Consider the following 17244-nt stretch of genomic DNA (forward strand, 5'->3'; position numbering starts at 1 on the left):
GCCTTACCTTATTTGCACCATGCTGTAGCGAGTGATACCCGACGCAGTGACCACCGGACGACAATCGAGTGTCGTTAGGCTAACCTTAGTCGCATGGGCAAGGGTTTCAATGGGGTAATGGTCAAGGCCTGGGGTGGGGAAGACTTCCAGCTCACAGTCACCTCGACCGAGTACGTCACCGACGAATTCATCCGCCTCGGGTTCACCGCCGGCGGACTGCTGGCCAAGCATCCGGTGCATCCGACGCAGTGGGTCCGGCTCTGGATTCCGGACGCGACCACCGACAAGCTGCACCACCGGGGCTACACCCTGGTGGATCCGAACCCGGAGCAGGACACCTGCCTCATCGAGTTCGCGCTGCACAATGGGCCGGCCGCCGACTGGGCCCGTCGCGCCGCGGTCGGTGACACGCTCGATGTCACGGTGCTCGGCTCCGATTTCCAGCTGCCGGAACAGACTCCGAGCGAATACGTGATGTTCGGCGACACGGCCTCGCTGCCCGCCATCAACTCGCTGCTGGACGCCATCGGCGACACCCCGGCACGGGTCTGGCTGGAATGGCAGTACGAATCCGACCGGACGCTGCCGGTGCGCAACAAGCCGCACCACGAGGTGAATTGGCTGCAGCGCGTCGACGACGGCCGCCTGCTGCGCGAAAAGGCGCAGGAGATCACCTGCGCCGCCGATGCTTTCGCCTGGGTCGCCTGCTGCGGACAGACCACGCGCTCGGTGGTGAAGTCCTTCAAGACCACCCACGGCCTGCCGAAGACCTCGATCAAGTACCAGGCCTACTGGAAGTAGCTCCCCCGCAACGCCGAATGCCGCCCGGTTCCGAGAAACCGGGCGGCATTCGCCGTTTTCGCGTCAGACGGGAGCGGGCTCCAGACGCCAGCCGCTCGCCCGGGAGCGCTCGTTCCAGAACGCGGCGTAGCGGCCGTCGAGGTCGAGCAGTTCGGCATGGGTGCCGCGTTCGACGATGCGCCCACCGTCCAGGAACAGGATCTGGTCCGCGTGCGCGATGGTCGCCAGGCGATGCGCGACAACGAGAACCGTGCGATCCCTGGTGAGTTCGTGCACGCCGCGCACCACCACGGCCTCGCTGTGCGGGTCCAGGGCACTGGTCGCCTCGTCCAGCAGCACGATCGGCGCCTCCTTGAGCAACGCCCGCGCGATCGAAACGCGTTGGCGCTCACCGCCGGACAGCGCGGCGCCGCCCTCGCCGACCCGGGTGTCGTAGCCCTCGGGCAGGCGCTCGGCGATCTCGTCCACCCGTGCCGCCCCGGCCGCGCGCAGCACCTCGGCTTCGGTGGCCTCGGGCCGGCCGATCCGGATGTTGTCGGCGACCGAGCGATCGAACAGGTAGACGTTCTGGAACACCAGCGACAGCTGATCGAGCAGGGTCGGCGACGGCTGGTCGCGCACGTCGTGCCCGCCGACCTCGACCTTTCCGGATTCCACGTCGTAGAACCGGGCCACCAGGCGCAGCAGTGTCGTCTTGCCCGAGCCGCTCGGCCCGACGATGGCGGTGGTCGTGCCCGCGGGCACCGTGAAGGTCAGCTCGGACAGCACCGGTTCGCCGGGGCGGTAACCGAAGTCGACGTTGTCGAAGACGACGCTCGGCGCACCCGGGGTCACCGGCGTATTCGCCTCCGGCAGTACCGGTTCGGCGAGCAGGGCGGTGATCCGGTCGGCGGCCGAGGCCGCCGTGCGCAGCGCGTTGCCCACCTGCGCGGCCTGGTTCACCGGTTCGATGAAGCGCGAGCTCACCGCGATCAGCGCGATCGCGACCGCCGCCGAGATCGCGCCGTCGGTCACCCGGCCCACCACCACGTACACCAGCACCAGGAACACGGCCTGGACGAACAGCGCGAACACGATCAGGCCGGGGACGCTGGCCACGATCATCCGCAGGCCCGCCGCGCGCTGGCCCGCCAGGGCGGCGTCCAGGGCGCGGTTGCCGCGGCCGACCGCCCCGAACGCCCGCAGCACCGGTTGGGCCTGCGCGAATTCGATGATCCGCGAATCGGATTCGGCCGCGGCGGCGTGCAGGCGCTGATCCGCGCGCACGTAACCGCGATTGGCCAGGTTGTTGATCAGGTACAGCACCGGCGCGGCGAGCAGCATCGCCAGCGCCACCCGCCAGTCGATGAACAGCATGCCCACCGCGACCCCGAGCGGGACGATGATGCCGGTCAGCACCTTGGCGAGCAGATAGGCGACCAGACCCTGGATCTCCCGGACCTGCTCCACCAGCAGCCGCGAGAGCGGACCGGCGTCGCGCTGCTCGAACCAGCCCAGCGGCAATGCGTTCAGGTGATCACCGAGCCGGGTGTGCAGACCGTGCTGCATACCGATGCCGATGCGCAGGCCGATGGCGGCCTGCAAGTAGCCGAACACCACGACGCCGGCGACGGCCAGCACCATGCCCGCCGTCCACAGCCAGGCGCGGCCGAGGTCGTTGTCGAACAGCGCGGCCAGCACGGGGACCAGCAGCAGGTAGGCCGCCGCCTGGCTGAGCGCCTGCGCGAGGATCGCGGCGAAGAGTTTCGGTGTGAGCGGGGCGAATTCGGCGGGAATCAGGCCCAGTACCTTGCGAATCATCGTGCCTCGGCTTCGATCATGGCCAGCTCACCCAGGGCCGCCTCGTTGATTTCCCAGAGCCGCTGATAGGTGCCGCCCGCGGCCCGCAGGCTCGCGTGGTCACCCTGCTCGACCAGGATTCCGTTCTCCAGCACCAGGATTCGGTCCACGCCGGTGATGGTGTGCAGGCGATGCGCGATGACGAGCACGGTGCGCCCGGCGACCAGCACCGCCAGCGCGTCCTGCACCGCGGCCTCGGATTCCGGGTCGGCGAAGGCGGTCGCCTCGTCCAGCACCAGGATCGGAGTGTCGGCCAGCAGCGCGCGGGCGATCGAAAGGCGCTGCGCCTCACCGCCGGACAGGGTCGCGTCGACACCGATCTCGGAGTCGTAGCCGCGCGGCAGGGCCAGGATGCGGTCGTGGATGCGCGCGGCCCGGGCCACCCGCTCCAGCGCCGCGTCATCCGCGCCGGGCCGGGCCAGCAGCAGGTTCTCGCGCACGCTGCCGCGGATCAGTCGCACGTCCTGGAAGACGAATCCGACGGTGCGGTAGAGCTCCTCGGAGGAGTAGTCGCGGATATCGCGGCCGCCGATGGTGATCCGGCCGGAGACGACGTCGTAGAAGCGCGGGAGCAGTTGCGCCAGTGTCGATTTGCCCGAGCCGCTCGGGCCGACCAGCGCGGTGATGGTGCCCGGCGCCAGCTCCAGATCGATATCTCGCAGCACCTCGTGGTCGGCGCGGTAGGAGAACCCGACGCCCTCGTACCGCACCGCGGCCGCGGGCGCCGCTTCGGTGGCGGCGTCCGCCGGCGGCGCGGCCAGCTCCGGAGTCTGCTGCAACTCGTGCAGACGCAGTGCCGCGGCACCGCCGGTGCGCAGGGCCTGCGCGCCGTAGCCGAGACCGGTCAGCGAGGAGCCGACGCCGAGCCCGACCAGCAGGAACGGCAGCACGTCGACCGCGGGCAGCCAGTCCAGACCTACCGCGATCAGCCCGGCCGCCAGCACCACGAGCATCACGAACACCGGCATGATCACGGCGTCGGATGCCGACTGCACCTTGATGATCGGCGTCTTCATGCGGTCCACGCTGCGGGCCTGATGGTCCACCGCGGCTTGGAACTCACCGTGCGCCTTGCCCGCCTGACCGAACGCCCGCACCACCTGGATGCCGTCGACGAATTCGATCACGGCCTCCTGGGTGCGCTGCTCGGAGCGGTTGTAGACCACGATCCGGTCCCGGCCGTCGATATCGAGGACCCGGCTGTAGAGCACGCCGAACGCGACCACCGGCAGCAGAAGCACCAGGGTCAGCCGCCAGTCGACGGTGAACAGGTAGCCCAGGGTGATCAGCGGGACGGTCAACGCGCCGACGAACTCCAGGCGCGCGTGCGCGACCAGATAGTGCAGCGCTTCCACGTCGTCGGACAGGAACCGCTTGACCCCGCCCGAGGAACGCTCGTCGAACCAGCCGAGCGGCACCCGGGTGAGTTTGGCGGCCAGCAGCCGGCGCAACGACAGCTGGTAGCTCCCGTCCACCAGATGCGACCAGGTCAGCGCGATGGCCTGCAACAGCGCGCGGGCGCCGAGCACCAGACCGGCCAGGGCCAGCAACCGCCAGACCCGGTCGGTGTCGACCTGATCGGCCAGCAGTTCCCGGCACGCGTCGACGACGAACACGAACGGCAGCACCAAGCACACCGAGGCCACCGCCATGATGACGCTCGCCAGCAGCAGCGGGGTGCGCACCGGAGCGAGAATCTCCTTGCGCGCCTGCGCCTCTTGTTGCTTGCGCGTTTTCGCCTGCGCCTTGGGTTTACGGTTCCCCGTCTCCGCCGCGGGCAGCGGCGTGACCTCCACCGTCATAGGAAAACTCCCCTTCTCGACTACGTGGCCCAACACCCGGGACCAGAAGGAAGGCTAGCCTAAGTTGAGTTGACACGGGATGCATGGGCCGCACTGGCGCAAATCGGACGGAACCGGCACGCGCGGAATCGCTGCCGGTACGCGGCTTGTTATGTACAGGCATGACCACCACGGACAGTCCCGTTGTCGACCCCGCAACTCCCCTGGGCGCCAAGATCGTGCCCCGCCTGGAGAAAGAGGGACTGATCTGGCTGACGACCGTCGGCGTCAGCGGCACACCGCAGCCCAATCCGGTGTGGTTCCAGTGGCGCGAGGGCGAGTTCCTCATCTTCAGCGAGCCCGGCCAGGCGAAACTGCGCAATATCCAGCGCAATCCCCGCGTCTCGCTGAACCTGAACTCAGCGGGCGGCTACGACGTCGGCGTCCTCACCGGCGACGCGCGGATCGACCCGGCCGCGCCGGCCGCGGACGAACTCGCCGCCTACGCCGCGAAATACGTCGACGGCCTGCGGAGCCTGGGGATGAGCGCGGAGAAGTTCTTCGCCACCTACTCGGTCGCGATTCGTGTCGTGCCCGATCGGTTGCGCGGATTCTGAGGCAATCGGACCGACCGGGCAGTTGCCATCTTCCGGAGTTCACCGAATAGCTCTACGATCCCGCAATTGTGAGCATCGGCGGGGACACCGAAACAAAGCGTGACGTACGACTGTGGGGGGCGGCCACGGTCGCCGGAGTCATCGCGGGATACCTGGCCGTGCTGCTCGGCGACCCGCGCCACTACTACACCGACGACACCGAGGCGCAGTACGCGCCGATGTGGGTCGCGCTCGGTAACCGGCTGCGCGACGGCGAGTTCCCGTGGCTGATCCCGCACGAGTGGATGGCGGGCAACTACACCATCGAGGAGGCCGGGCTCTACAACCCGCCGCAGCTGCTGGTGCACTTCCTGGCGCCCTCGTTCGACAATCTCGCGCTGTACGCGACGCTGGCGAAACTGGTGTTCTCGATCATCGCGGCGCTCGGCGTGTACCGGATCTGCCTGGCCTACGGAGCCCGAGTGCACTGGGCCGCGGTGGCGGGCATCGCGTTTCCGCTCAGCGGATGGTTCCTGTTCTTCGACCAGGCCAGCTGGATGACCTGCCTGACGGCCACCGCGTGGATGGTGCACGCGTGGGCCTCGGCGGTGCGCTACGTGCGCGGAGAACGCGGGCCGATCGCGTTGTTCGTGTTCCTCTACCTGGCGCTGACCGTCCAATACGCCTTCCCCGCAGTCGAATCCGGGCTGCTGATGGCCACGGTCGCGGCCGGTGAGTACATCCATCGGCGACAATGGCGGCCCGTGCTGAACCTGATGCTGGTGTCGGCGCTCGCGGCCTCGGCGGCGCTGATCGCGAATCTGCCCGGCCTGCTGTCCTCGCAGTACACCTGGCGCGGCAACGCGCGCATCCACAACGATCCGTTCCTCACCGTGCCGTGGTCGGAATCGCTGAACGCGAGCCTGCCCAGCACCACGCCCGCGTTCACCGCGTGGTGGGGACATGTGCAACCGCTGCCGATGGTCTACATCGCGTGGTTCCTGATTCCGGCGCTGGCCTTCATCGATTGGCGGGCGGCGGCGAAATCGGCGCGCGAACTCAGCAGTGTCGCGCTGTTCGCGACGGCGGTGCTGATGTGGACGGCCGGGCCGGGCGCGATCGGGCCGCTGCGCTGGCCGGCCCGGGTGCTGCCCATGGTCGCGCTCGCGCTGCTGGTGCTGGTGTGTGTATTGCTCAGCCGCCACGGTGCTTTCGCGGCCACCAAGCAGCGGGTCTTCGCGGCGGGATGCCTGATCGGCCTGCTGTTCCTGCGCTCGTTCTCGGCGGCGCCCCTGATCGTGCTGCGGCACCTGGTAGCGGTGCTGGCGGTCGCCGGCCTCGGCGCGGCGGCGATCTGGCTGGCCCGGCGCCACGGGGCCGCGGTGGCCTGCGGATTCATCGCGGTGGCCATGTTCCCGATCGCCTACACGCAGGTGGCGATCGCGCCGCACACGCCGATGTCGTACAACTTCCCGGAGCGGCGGTCCACCATGACCGCGGCCTTCCCCGACTTCGACGGCGTCACACTGCAACTGGCGGACCGCGCGCTGCTCGGCCCGCAGGACCGCGACATCACCGCCGCCTACGGATCACTGGCCGTCGGTAACTACGCGAAGGCGCTCGGACTCGACTACGTCAACGCCTACACCCCGATCGGGCACGCGCCGTTCGCCGGGCAGTTGTGCATGGCCTGGGACGGCAGCACCTGCCCGGACGCGTTCCGGCGCGCGTTCGGCGTCGAGGCGAGCACGGGGGCGCCGATCGTCGACCTGATGAAGGTCGACCGGGTGGTGCTGCATCGGGCGCAATATCCGGACGCGGGTCAGCAGCCCGCGCCCAGCGGCTGGCGGTGGGTGGACTACCCGGGTCACGAGCGCTACATCTGGGTGCTGGAACGCGAATCCGGTCTGCTCTCCACGATCAACGGCCTGGTCGCGCACACCACCAATGTGATGGCCACCTCGCGGGCCAGCGACGAGGCCGCGGCCCAGCTCCGGGTCAGCTCCGAGGAGGGCGGGCGGGTGGTGTTCGCCCGGCTGTACTGGCCCGGCTACCGGATGACCCTGAACGGCAAGGAGATCCCGGTCAGCGCGGTGGCGCGGACCTTCCTCGCCGTCGACATCCCGGCGGGCACCCACAACGCCGTCCTCGAGCTCACCTGGCGGCCGCCGGGCTGGCGGGCCGGGACGATCGGCGCGGCGGTCGGCCTCACCGGCACCGGTCTGCTGCACTGGGCCTACCTGCGCAATCGGCGACAGGACTCGGACGTGCCGCCGATCGAGCCCGCGCCCGAGCAGCGCGAACTGGCGCCCGCCCCGGTCTGACCAGCCCGTTCCGGCAGGGCATAGGGTCGGAGCCGATGAGAAGACGACAGCAGGCGCCGCTGCCCAAGCGATTCGGGTTGGATCCGGCGCGCCTGCGGCTGCCGGAGGACGGCACCTGGGCCACGATCCGCGATCACCTGGTCGAGCGGCTGCCGCGGGTCGATCCGGCGCGGATCGACGAGCTGCTGCGCCAGGGCGGAATCGTCGATCTGGAAGGGCCGATCGCGCCGGACGCGCCGTACGTGCCGGGCGGTGCGGTGTGGTTCCACCGGGATCTGCCCGAGGAGACCGCGGTGCCCTTCGACATCACAGTCGTGCACCGGGACGAAGATCTGCTCGTCATCGACAAGCCGCATTTTCTGGCGACCATTCCGCGCGGGCAGCACATCCGGGAGACGGCGCTGGTCCGCTTGCGTCACGACCTGGACCTGCCCGACCTGATTCCGGCGCATCGGCTGGACCGGGTGACTGCGGGGCTGATCCTGTTCGTCATCAATCCGGCGCGGCGCGGGGCCTATCAGACCATGTTCCACAAGCGTTCCGTGCGTAAGGAATACGAGGCGATCGCGCCCTACGATCCGGACCTGGAGCTACCCCGGACGGTGCGCAGCCGGATCATCAAGGAGAAGCAGGTGCTCGCGGCCCAGGAGGTGCCGGGCGAGCCGAACGCGGAAACCGTGGTGGAGCTGCTGGAGCAGCGCGACGGGCTGGCCCGCTATCGGCTGCGGCCGCATACCGGGCGGACACATCAGTTGCGGCTGCATATGAACGGCCTCGGGATCCCGATCCTGGGCGACGACTTCTACCCGGTGCTCACCGATAAACCGGTGCACGATTTCACCCGGCCGTTGCAGTTGCTGGCCGCGGTGCTGGAGTTCACCGATCCGATCAGCGGCGCACCGCGCCGCTTCGAGACCACCCGCGCCCTCCAGGCCTGGACCGACCCGGAGGGCTGGGCGGGCTAGGACCCCATGAAGCCGAGCGGACCGGCGCCGCAGGTGGCGCTGCCGGTGAGGGTCGGCTCGGCGACGTTCACCTTGATCTCGATGTGGGAACCCTGCAACGCGGACAGCGTGTGCGTGCCGGACTTCGCCGGCTTCCACTGGATGGTCGCCACGCCGTTGGCCGGCTTGACCGGGCTACCCGGGATGACCAGCGCGTTGTCGTAGAACCAGACCTCGAACCAGTGATTGACCTGCGCCGTGATCTCGTAGGTGCAGGCCGCGTGGATGGTCCGGCCCGACACCTCCAGCTCGGTGGGCGTTGCCGAGGCGTAGGGCGCGCTCAGTACTGCCGCGCAGGTCAGGGCGGCCAGCGCGGTGAGGCCGGCGCCGAGTCGGCCGGGGGTCTTACTCATACGGGAACTCCTTGTAGCCACGCACATCCGGTGCGATTGCGCGAACTGTATCGAGCGTCCAGTTCACGGCGGAGTGGTTTCGGGAAAATACTGAAACGTGTTTCATTCACATTTGCCGGGAGATGGCCATGGGGGTGCTGTGGCGGGGTATGCCGTTAACGATGATGGGTCGATCGGGGGATACAGCGGGTGTGGGATCGATCCGTACACTGGGCCGGGTGCTTCAGACCGTTGTCGATGATCCAGGGGGGATGGCAGGAGGCGTAGCCGACGGGGTGGGTAAACACAGCCCGGTTCGCCGGAAGGTGCACGCTTATATCGATGTCGCGGTGGTCGTCATCGTGCTTGCCGGGACGAATTTGATCGCGCACTTCACCACTGCGCTGGCCAGCATCCTGGCCGTTCCGATCTCCGCCGTCATTCTGCTCGCGCTCATGCGTAAGCGCGGTCTCGGCTGGGCCGAACTCGGGCTGTCCCCGCGCCACTGGCGCCGCGGCACCGCCTACGCCGTGGGCGCGGTCGCGATCGTGCTCACCGTGGTGGCCATCGGCGCGCTACTCCCCCTGACCCGCCCGTTCTTCCTCGCCGATCGGTACGCCACCCTCTCCGGCGCCCTCATCGCCTCGATGATCGTGATTCCCCTCCAGACCGCGATTCCCGAAGAACTCGCCTTCCGCGGCGTGCTGCACGGCACCCTCGATCGGGTCTATGGCATACGTGGGCTGTTCGCCTCGGGCTCACTGCTTTTCGGCCTCTGGCACGTCGCCTCATCACTCGGCCTGACCAGCACCAATCGCGGCCTCACCGCGATTCTCGGCGGCGGCCTGCCCGGGCAGATCGCGGGCATCGCGCTGGCCGTGCTGGCCACCGGCGCCGCGGGCGCCCTGTTCACCTGGCTGCGCCGACACACCGGGAGCCTGCTCGCGCCCATCGCGCTGCACTGGTCCGTCAACGGCGCCGGCGCCCTGGCCGCCGCGCTGGTCTGGCACACCACACTCGGCTGACCAGCGCGAAGTCCCCTGTGCCGCAACTCGGCCCGGCGTTGGCGTTGACGTTCGGGGGTGACCGGTTTACGCTCGCTGCGATCAAACGTATGTTCGAGCAAACATGTCGCCACCCGGTGCGGTGGGCACGTCACCTGGTTCAGGAAGGTTCGCGATGCTCGACGAACAGTCGAACGGCGGGGCCGGTAGTACCGAGATCGCCGCATTGGCACAGCGGGTCGCGACAGCGCGGGGGAAACTGCCGCTGCAGCATGATTCGGCGCTCGTCGAGGTGCTCTCCGAAGACGAGATCGTGGCCGAGCGGGAGCTGGCGGAATGGATCCGGGCGCAGCGGCGCGGGCAGCGGCGGCGGGCCGTCCAGCAGGAACTGAAAGCCGAAAAGCGGGATCGGCGCAGTTCCTCCGCGATCGAGCGGGTCGACGAGGCGGACGCGAGGTGGCATCGGCGGGCCCTCGCGGCGCGGCGCCGCGTGTCGAGTCAGGACGCGCGCTTGGCGCAGCTGTACCGGCGGGCCGAATGGTCGTCGCGGGCGCTGATCGGCGTCGTGATACTCGGCATGGTGTGGGCCGGTATCAACGTCCAGCACAACCTGGTGCCCAGCGGGGACATGTCCGATCCGCTGTACTGGCTGTCCTTCGGCATCGAGGCGATGATCTCGATCCCGATCATCACCATCATGGTGGTGGCGACCACCGCGGCGCGCTGGGGCCGGGAGCTGCCGCGCGGCAAGGTCGTATTCTTCGAAACCGCGTTGCTGGGCACCACGATCGGGCTCAACGCCGGGCCCCACCTCAGCGCGGGGCACTGGGGCAAGGCCGCGGAGTTCTCGATCGCGCCGGTGATGGTCGGCGTGGTGATCTGGTTGCACGCATGGGTTTCGGCGCGGTACGCGCAGCTTATCGATAGCGTGGCGGTTGCTGAGGACAGTGCCGAGCAGCCGCCTGCACCTCACATTGCCGTGCCACGGGAGGATACGGACGAACGCGGTGGTGGATCGTGGGCCCGGGATGACGGGTATGCGGCCATGATTCCGATGCGGAAGCTCAATGGGCATGTAGTGCAGGATTTTTCGGTTCCGGGGCCCGGGGTCGAGGTGCAACGCAACGGTAAGTCGTCGGTGAACGGCCACCAGGTCAACGGGCATTCCGCCGATCGTGGCCGCAACGGGTACGGCACCAACGGTTATGCCGCCCACGACAACGACTTCGGCGGTCTCGAGGCCCATGGGCACTCTGCCAACGGGATCGGCGAGGTCGAATACGCCTTCAGCGGTCACGAGACCAATGGGCACTCCACCAATGGATTCGGGCACAACAGGTACGCCACGAACGGCCGGTCGGCCACTCGCCATGGCGTCAACGGGAACAGCGCCAACCTCGATGCCGACTTTCGACGCGCGGACGGTCATTTCAACAATGGGCACGCCGACGACACCCGTCGCCACAACGGCGGCCGATCTGTCAACGACCGCACCGCCGATGGACCGAACACCAACCACATGGTCGCTGAGAGCCTTGGCACCGAGCACCACCCCGGTAGCGATCGCCTTGCCGACGACCGTGTCAGTGCCGACACCCACTCCAGCGATGAGCACCCCGGCGAAGCGCGTGGCGGCCATGCGGCCGACAACCCCACCGCCGGTGGGCCCGGCACCAACCACCTGATCGCCGACCACCCCGGTGGCAATCACCTCGCCGACAACCGTCTCGGTGCCGACAGCCACTCCAGCGATGAGCACTCCGGCGAAGCGCGTGGCGGCCATGAGGCCAACCCCACCGCCGAGGACGAGGCGGGCCGCGACTCCGGCAGCGACGCCGTGCGTGCCGAAACCCCCAGCCGGGCAACGAGTTCGGCCCCTGATAGCTCGACCGCGCAGCCCGCCGATAAGCCCGAGCCGCGTCCGTCCCGCAACGAACCGGTCGTGGAACAGCTCACGCTCGACACGGACATCGGCCCCGAACCGCGCCACCCGCGGATCACCCTGGACGCCATTGCCGCGGCCCGCGAGGCGGTCGAGACCGTCGGTCCCGCGCCGACAATCGAACCCGACACCGAAGACGGTGTCTGGGCGATCGCCCGCGCCATCATCGACCGCCGCATGTCGAAGCTCCCGGTCGATCAGGTCGCCGAAATCCTCACTCTCGCCGACCAATCCTGGACCCCGATCGGCATCGGCAGCGAAGTCGGCATCTCGTCCTCCGCGGTAACCCGGATCCTCGAAGCCGCCCGCAAACTCCACCACCCCTACGTCTTGGCCACCTGACCCACTGGCGGCCGAAGGGCACCGCGCGGCGCAACGGGAGGGTGCCGGGGCACTGGGTGGAACCCTCACAAACGGTGCCGGAGGGACAACACGCGATGGTGGACACGCGCGGGTTAGGTGGGTGCTTGCACCGTGTGCAACGATCCGACGCGTGATGCGCAGCGTGGAGATCACTGCCGCCCTGACGGGACCGATCGACCGAGAGCATCGGTCGCGGGTGTACTGGGAGCGGCTGATCGAGTTGAGCCTGGATTGCTTCATTTGTGAAAGGGTCGGGCGCACAACGATCTTGAAGTATGGCTCCGAGCGCTCGATTTGCAGCGGCGATACCGAGCACGGGCAGCATTTCACGGCGGCGCGGATCTCTTCGTTCGATCACACGCACGGCGCGGATCGGATCGTGCTGCGCTCGATCGTGGATTTCTGGTGGGCGCCGTTCGACGACACCAAGCGGGATCTGCAAGCCGTGGCGCCAACCAAAACACCATGGGTCCGTTTGCATCTCGGATACTCCTGCCCGCATCGGGACGAAGCGGGCAAGGAGTCGCTACAGACGAATCTGGACCGCCCGTACGAATTGACCTGCGTCCATTGCGAAACCGTCATGGCTGTCAACGCGGAAGCACCCACCATCCGGCTGCTGCCCTGAAACGACCTTGGTCCGATCGCCATGCCCCGGCCACCACGCGGCCCGCCCGAGCAGCGCCGTCACCGCGGGGGTGAAGAACATCGCCATCACGAACGCGGCGATCGCGATCCCGACGGAGATGGCGCTGACCATGGCGGTCTTCGGATCCTCGCCGGCGCGCAGCCGTTCCCGGTAGCGGAACATCAGGAACAGGATGTAGTCGGTGCCGACGCCGAAGAGCACGACCAGCAGGATGGAGTTCACCGAGGTATCCATCTCGAGGTCGAAAGCCTTGGCGGCCATGGCGATCAGGCCGCCGACCGCGTCAGACGTCGAGGTCCTGCGTGCTCGGGTTCTGCACGACGTCGGCGACCTCGCGGTAGGTCCGGGCGGGCACGTGCTCGCGGAGTTCTTCGAGCGTGTCGAGGATGTCGACGGTGTAGTCACCCGAGCCCTGCTCGGCGGCGAGCGGAGTGACGGCCTGGCCGACCCAGCTCTTCCAGTCGGTACCCCAGTGGCAGACCTCGGCCAGCTCGGACCAGTTCGACTGCCGCTTGTGCACCACGAACTTGCCCTTGCGGCTGCGGTAGACCCGGGTCACGGCGACGCCCGCCCGGGTGGCCGCGCAGGCCTCGGCGATCTGCTTGCCGAAGAACCGCTGCGCGCGGTGGCCGCCGGGGCCGACCTTGACGGTGATCTGCTCGAATTCCCCGGGCTGCTTGGTGACGTCGACGGGCTGTGGATCGGTGGACATGATTCCCCTCATTTCCATTAGCGAATGCGCAATTTTGCATGGATCTAGTAGCGGCGGTGCCCCTTGCTTCCGGCCCGTCGTACCTGTTTGATCTGCAGTTTTGGCGTACCGCCACTATAAGTAGATGTATACGTATAACGCAAGGTGATCATTCATGGGATTAATCGCTGGCGCGCCGCCGGAGCGCGTGACAGGCTCGTCCGGTGCGGTCCTATCGGGAGGTACTGGCCAACCCCGCAGTACGTAATGTGCTGATCCTCGGGTCGCTGGTGCGGATACCGTTCTTCGCCGGCGGCGTGCTGCTCGCCCTGCACGTGGTGCAGACGCTGCACGGCTCCTACCTGCAGGCCGGGGTGCTGACCGCGGTCGTCACCGCGTGCGTCGCCGCCAGCGGCCCGTGGCGCGGGCGGTTCCTGGACCGGATCGGGTTGCGGCGCACCATTCTTCCCTCGATCGTGGTCGGGGCGGTGTGCTGGTCCATCGCGCCGTTCGCCGAGTACGGGACGCTGCTCGTGCTCGCGGCGGTCGCGGGACTGTTCGACATACCGATCTTCACCGTGGTCCGCCAGGCGGTCATCGGCGCGACCACCGAGCGCAACCGGCAGCCGGCGCTGGCCCTGGAGTCGGTGTCGGTCGAGGCGGCGTTCATGATCGGGCCGGTGCTCGGCGTGGCCCTGACCGCCTTCCTGTCGACCACGGTCGCGCTGTTCTGCATGCAGATGTCGCTGGTGCTGGCCGGTGTGCTGGTCTGGATCCTCGATCCCCCACTGCGTTCCAGCGATGACGCCGGCCCCGCGGTCGCCCGGAAGACCTGGTTCCGCACCGAATTCGTCGCGCTCTGCGCCGGCGCGTGTGCCGGCATCACCCTGCTGGCCGGCTGTGAACTGATCTTCGTCGCCGCGATGCGGGAATTCGGCGAGCAGAAATTGCTGGGTGTGGTGCTGGCCGTGTGGGGCTTCGGGTCCCTGGTGGGCGGTTTGGTCTACGGCGCGCTGCACCGGTCGATCTCCACCTATCTCCTGCTCATCGGGCTCGGATTGGTCACCCTGCCCATGGTGTTCGCGAGCAGCGCGCTCGCCCTCGGCGTCACCGGGTTCTTCGCCGGATTGCTGTGCGCGCCGACGCTGACCGCCTCGGTCGACCAGTTGAGCCGCATCGTGCCCGAGCGCGGGCGGGGCGAGGCCATCGGCTGGCACGGCGCGGCCATGACGCTGGGCAACGGATTCGGCAGCGGGCTCGCCGGTGTCGCGATCGACCTGGGCGGATACCGGGCCGGCTTCGCCGCCACGGGCGCGCTGGGTATCGGACTGGGCGTGGTGCTGGCGGTGCTGGTCGCGGCGATGCATCGGCGGGCGGCCGCACAACCCGACACCCTGCCTGTCTAGCGCCCACCCCGGCGAAGGAGCACAGTGGAGGTATGGCGGTCGCGAGCGAGTCCCGGATAGATCGAGAAACGTTGCGCGAGCATCTGGTTCGCACCAGGATCGCCGGCGAGGTGGCGACCTCGCGCGAGGCGAACCTGGCCAACTTCCGGCTCATGGTGGCCCGCGATCCCGGCTACCAGTTCGGACTTCGCCTGCGCGACTGGACCTTCGAGGAAACCCTGGCCATGATGGCCCGGCTCTGCGGCGTCAGCCCCGACCCAGCGCACGCGCACGGCGTCGACACCATCGACCCGGACCGCACCATCGACGCCCTCGACGCCATGGCCGAGCGGCTCGCCTACGCCGCCCGCCACCGCGCGACGGTGTTGTTCGCGACCGGTCACCCCGCCACCCTGATGGGCGTCTACCGTGCCGTCGCCGACAAGCTCGGCGCGCGCGGCTGCCCGATCCCCACCCCGGCCGACAACTGGAGCTACGCCTCCTCCACCGACGGTCTCAAGTACCGGGAGATCTCCTACACCTCCGGCGTCGCCGCCCTGGTCAGCAAGGACGGCGAATACCGCCACACCCACGACCCCCAGCCGATGCAGGCCATGCTCAGCGATCTCCAGGGCACCGGCACCTGGCCCGACCTGGTCATGGCCGATCACGGCTGGGCCGGCGCCGCCGCCGAAGCCGGCATCGACACCGTCGGATTCGCCGACTGCAACGACCCCGCCCTGTTCGCGGGCCTGGCCGAGGGCAAGCTCAGCGCCACCGTTCCGCTCGACGACGGCATCCTGCCCACGCACTACCGCCCGCTCATCACCTACCTGCTCGACCGCGCCGACCTCGCGGACTGAGCCTCCCGGGCATTCCGGCCCCGGCGGCATACCGTGGCGGGGTGACGAGGACGAGTGTTCAGATTGCCGTCAACTCGATGTCGATCCGGGGCGGTAGGCATCGCAGGTGAGAATTCGCCGTAATACCCGAACCGCGGTCGTCGCCGTGTGCGCCGCCGCCCTGGCCGCGAGCTGTTCGTCCGATCCCAGCGCGGGCTTCACCGCCACCAAGGACCAGCCCCTGGTGATCGGCCTGGACGAACTGCTGGCCGAAACCGGCGGGACCGCGGCAGTCGCCATCGCTGACCCACAGCACGGGACCATCGCCCGGCGCACCGACGGCGCGCTGGTGTACACGCCCGCGGCCGGATACACCGGATCGGACACCCTCGAGGTGACCACGACCGACGCGGTGCGGCTCTACACCACCGATATCAAGCCGCTCGGCGAGTTCGGCGGAGTGCCGGTACAGGGCAGCGCCTACGGTTCGGCGCTGGTGCCGGTGCCGGGAACCACCGACGAGTTCTACGGGCTCACCGATCGCGGGCCGAATGTGGACGGCAAGGGCAAGAACGAGAAGCTCGCGGTCGTCCCGGATTTCACCCCGCAGATCGCGAAGTTCAAGCTGGTGGGCAACAAGGCCGTGGTGCAGTCGACCATTCTGCTGCGCAATCCGGCCGGGCAGCCGTTCAACGGGCTGGTGGATCTGTCGGCCGATACCGGCGAGACCATGAAGGACCTCGACGGCAAGGTGCTCGCGCCCACCGATCACGGAATCGACAGCGAGGGCCTGGCGGCGCTGGCCGACGGGACGTTCTGGATCTCCGACGAATACGGGCCGTTCCTGGTGCATTTCGATGCCGGGGGCACCGAGCTGGAGCGGCTCTCCCCCGGCAAGGGGCTGCCCAAGGAGCTGCGGCTGCGGACCCCGAACCAAGGTATGGAAGGCCTCACCGTCACGCCGGACGGGAGCACGCTGGTGGGGATCGTCCAGAGTGGTCTGACGACTGCCGGGGTGACCTCGGCGCGCGAGGTGCCGATGACCCGCATCGTCACCGTCGACCTGAAGACCAAGGCGGTCAAGGAGTTCGCGTACCCGCTGGAGAACCCGAAGGAGAAGCTCGCCGTCTCCGAGATCACCGCGCTGAGCAACACCACCTTCCTGGTGGACGAGCGCGACGGCGGAAAGGCGCCCAAGGCCAACAAGAAGCTCTGGACCATCGACCTCACCGGCGCGACCGATATCGGGCCGCAGTCCGCGGTCCCCGGCACGCGATACGATCCGGAGCAGGGCTTGCTGATCGACGGTAAACCGCTGGAGACCTGGGTCGGCACCGTGCCCACCGCCGACGGTGTCGCCGCGCTGCGCAAGGCCGGGATCACCCCGGTCACCAAGAAGCTCAGCCTCGACCTGGGCGGTCTGGTCGACGGGCTGAGCCCCGAGGGCAAGTTCTTCGCCCACGACAAGATCGAAGGCGTGGCCACCACCGACGGCGGCAAGACCCTCTACATCGCCAACGACAGCGACTTCGGCCTGGAAGGCGCCAAGGGCGAGCAGCCGCCCTTCACCTTGAAGGCCAAGACCATGCCGAACGGTGTCCAGGATTCGGGCGAGATCCTCGCCGTCGACACCACGAAGCTGCCGGCCAAGACCGAGAAGAAGACCATCGGCATCACCGTGAAGTAAGGCG

General features: G+C 68.5%; 15 protein-coding genes. 10 read left to right on the forward strand and 5 right to left on the reverse strand.

Going from position 1 to position 17244, the window contains the following annotated elements; translation table 11 throughout:
• Window positions 1–93: 93 nt before the first annotated feature.
• The gene (locus AB0H76_RS37380) at window positions 94–801 is read left to right on the forward strand and encodes a siderophore-interacting protein (RefSeq protein WP_357332125.1); all 708 of its coding nucleotides are present in this window, start codon (window positions 94–96) and stop codon (window positions 799–801) included.
• Window positions 802–864: 63 nt separating this feature from the next.
• On the opposite strand, the gene AB0H76_RS37385 is transcribed toward AB0H76_RS37380, so the two are convergent.
• Together AB0H76_RS37385 and AB0H76_RS37390 are read right to left on the reverse strand one after the other, a co-directional pair.
• Window positions 865–2601 (reverse strand): ABC transporter ATP-binding protein, encoded by a 1737-nt coding sequence (locus AB0H76_RS37385; protein ID WP_357332127.1) that lies wholly within the window; start codon window positions 2599–2601, stop codon window positions 865–867.
• On the reverse strand, window positions 2598–4442 hold the full coding sequence (locus tag AB0H76_RS37390; protein WP_357332129.1) for an ABC transporter ATP-binding protein: 1845 nt from the start codon (window positions 4440–4442) through the stop codon (window positions 2598–2600). Before AB0H76_RS37390 ends, AB0H76_RS37385 begins: the two co-directional genes overlap by 4 nt.
• Before the next feature lie 161 nt (window positions 4443–4603).
• On the opposite strand from AB0H76_RS37390, the gene AB0H76_RS37395 reads away from it, so the two are divergent.
• The 3 genes from AB0H76_RS37395 (at window position 4604) to AB0H76_RS37405 (ending at window position 8306) form a co-directional block, all read left to right on the forward strand.
• The gene (locus tag AB0H76_RS37395) at window positions 4604–5038 is read left to right on the forward strand and encodes a TIGR03667 family PPOX class F420-dependent oxidoreductase (protein WP_357332131.1); all 435 of its coding nucleotides are present in this window, start codon (window positions 4604–4606) and stop codon (window positions 5036–5038) included.
• A 68-nt stretch (window positions 5039–5106) separates the two neighbouring features.
• Complete coding sequence (locus AB0H76_RS37400) at window positions 5107–7341, forward strand: hypothetical protein (protein ID WP_357332133.1); 2235 nt, start codon at window positions 5107–5109, stop codon at window positions 7339–7341.
• 35 nt (window positions 7342–7376) lie between these two features.
• The gene (locus AB0H76_RS37405; protein WP_357332135.1) at window positions 7377–8306 is read left to right on the forward strand and encodes an RluA family pseudouridine synthase; all 930 of its coding nucleotides are present in this window, start codon (window positions 7377–7379) and stop codon (window positions 8304–8306) included.
• On the opposite strand, the gene AB0H76_RS37410 is transcribed toward AB0H76_RS37405, so the two are convergent.
• Window positions 8303–8698 carry a hypothetical protein gene (locus AB0H76_RS37410; protein ID WP_357332136.1) on the reverse strand — a complete coding sequence of 132 codons (396 nt, stop codon included), beginning with the start codon at window positions 8696–8698 and terminating at the stop codon, window positions 8303–8305. The genes AB0H76_RS37405 and AB0H76_RS37410 overlap by 4 nt on opposite strands.
• 251 nt (window positions 8699–8949) lie before the next feature.
• Between AB0H76_RS37410 and AB0H76_RS37415 the strand changes: the two genes are divergently transcribed.
• From AB0H76_RS37415 to AB0H76_RS37425, 3 genes are all read left to right on the forward strand, one after another.
• Window positions 8950–9702, forward strand: coding sequence for a CPBP family intramembrane glutamic endopeptidase (locus tag AB0H76_RS37415; protein WP_357332138.1), 753 nt, complete (start codon window positions 8950–8952; stop codon window positions 9700–9702).
• 154 nt (window positions 9703–9856) lie between these two features.
• The gene (locus AB0H76_RS37420; RefSeq protein ID WP_357332140.1) at window positions 9857–11965 is read left to right on the forward strand and encodes a hypothetical protein; all 2109 of its coding nucleotides are present in this window, start codon (window positions 9857–9859) and stop codon (window positions 11963–11965) included.
• Between the two features lie 151 nt (window positions 11966–12116).
• Window positions 12117–12614, forward strand: a complete 498-nt coding sequence (locus AB0H76_RS37425; protein ID WP_357332142.1) for a hypothetical protein — start codon at window positions 12117–12119, stop codon at window positions 12612–12614.
• On the opposite strand, the gene AB0H76_RS37430 is transcribed toward AB0H76_RS37425, so the two are convergent.
• Entirely contained in the window at window positions 12513–12896 is a 384-nt protein-coding gene (locus tag AB0H76_RS37430; protein ID WP_357332144.1) for an MMPL family transporter, read from the reverse strand. The two genes, AB0H76_RS37425 and AB0H76_RS37430, sit on opposite strands and share 102 nt — an antisense overlap.
• A gap of 22 nt (window positions 12897–12918) precedes the next feature.
• A complete protein-coding gene (locus AB0H76_RS37435; protein WP_357332146.1) occupies window positions 12919–13347 on the reverse strand; it encodes an EXLDI protein in 429 nt (142 codons plus the stop codon).
• Window positions 13348–13550: 203 nt separating this feature from the next.
• Between AB0H76_RS37435 and AB0H76_RS37440 the strand changes: the two genes are divergently transcribed.
• From AB0H76_RS37440 to AB0H76_RS37450, 3 genes are all read left to right on the forward strand, one after another.
• A complete protein-coding gene (locus AB0H76_RS37440) occupies window positions 13551–14732 on the forward strand; it encodes an MFS transporter (RefSeq protein ID WP_357332148.1) in 1182 nt (393 codons plus the stop codon).
• Window positions 14733–14764: 32 nt separating this feature from the next.
• Window positions 14765–15574 carry a phosphatase gene (locus AB0H76_RS37445; protein WP_357332150.1) on the forward strand — a complete coding sequence of 270 codons (810 nt, stop codon included), beginning with the start codon at window positions 14765–14767 and terminating at the stop codon, window positions 15572–15574.
• 106 nt (window positions 15575–15680) lie between these two features.
• A complete protein-coding gene (locus AB0H76_RS37450) occupies window positions 15681–17240 on the forward strand; it encodes an esterase-like activity of phytase family protein (protein ID WP_357332152.1) in 1560 nt (519 codons plus the stop codon).
• Window positions 17241–17244 lie beyond the last annotated feature (4 nt).

Source organism: Nocardia sp. NPDC050712 (assembly GCF_040654295.1).
Taxonomy (GTDB): domain Bacteria; phylum Actinomycetota; class Actinomycetes; order Mycobacteriales; family Mycobacteriaceae; genus Nocardia.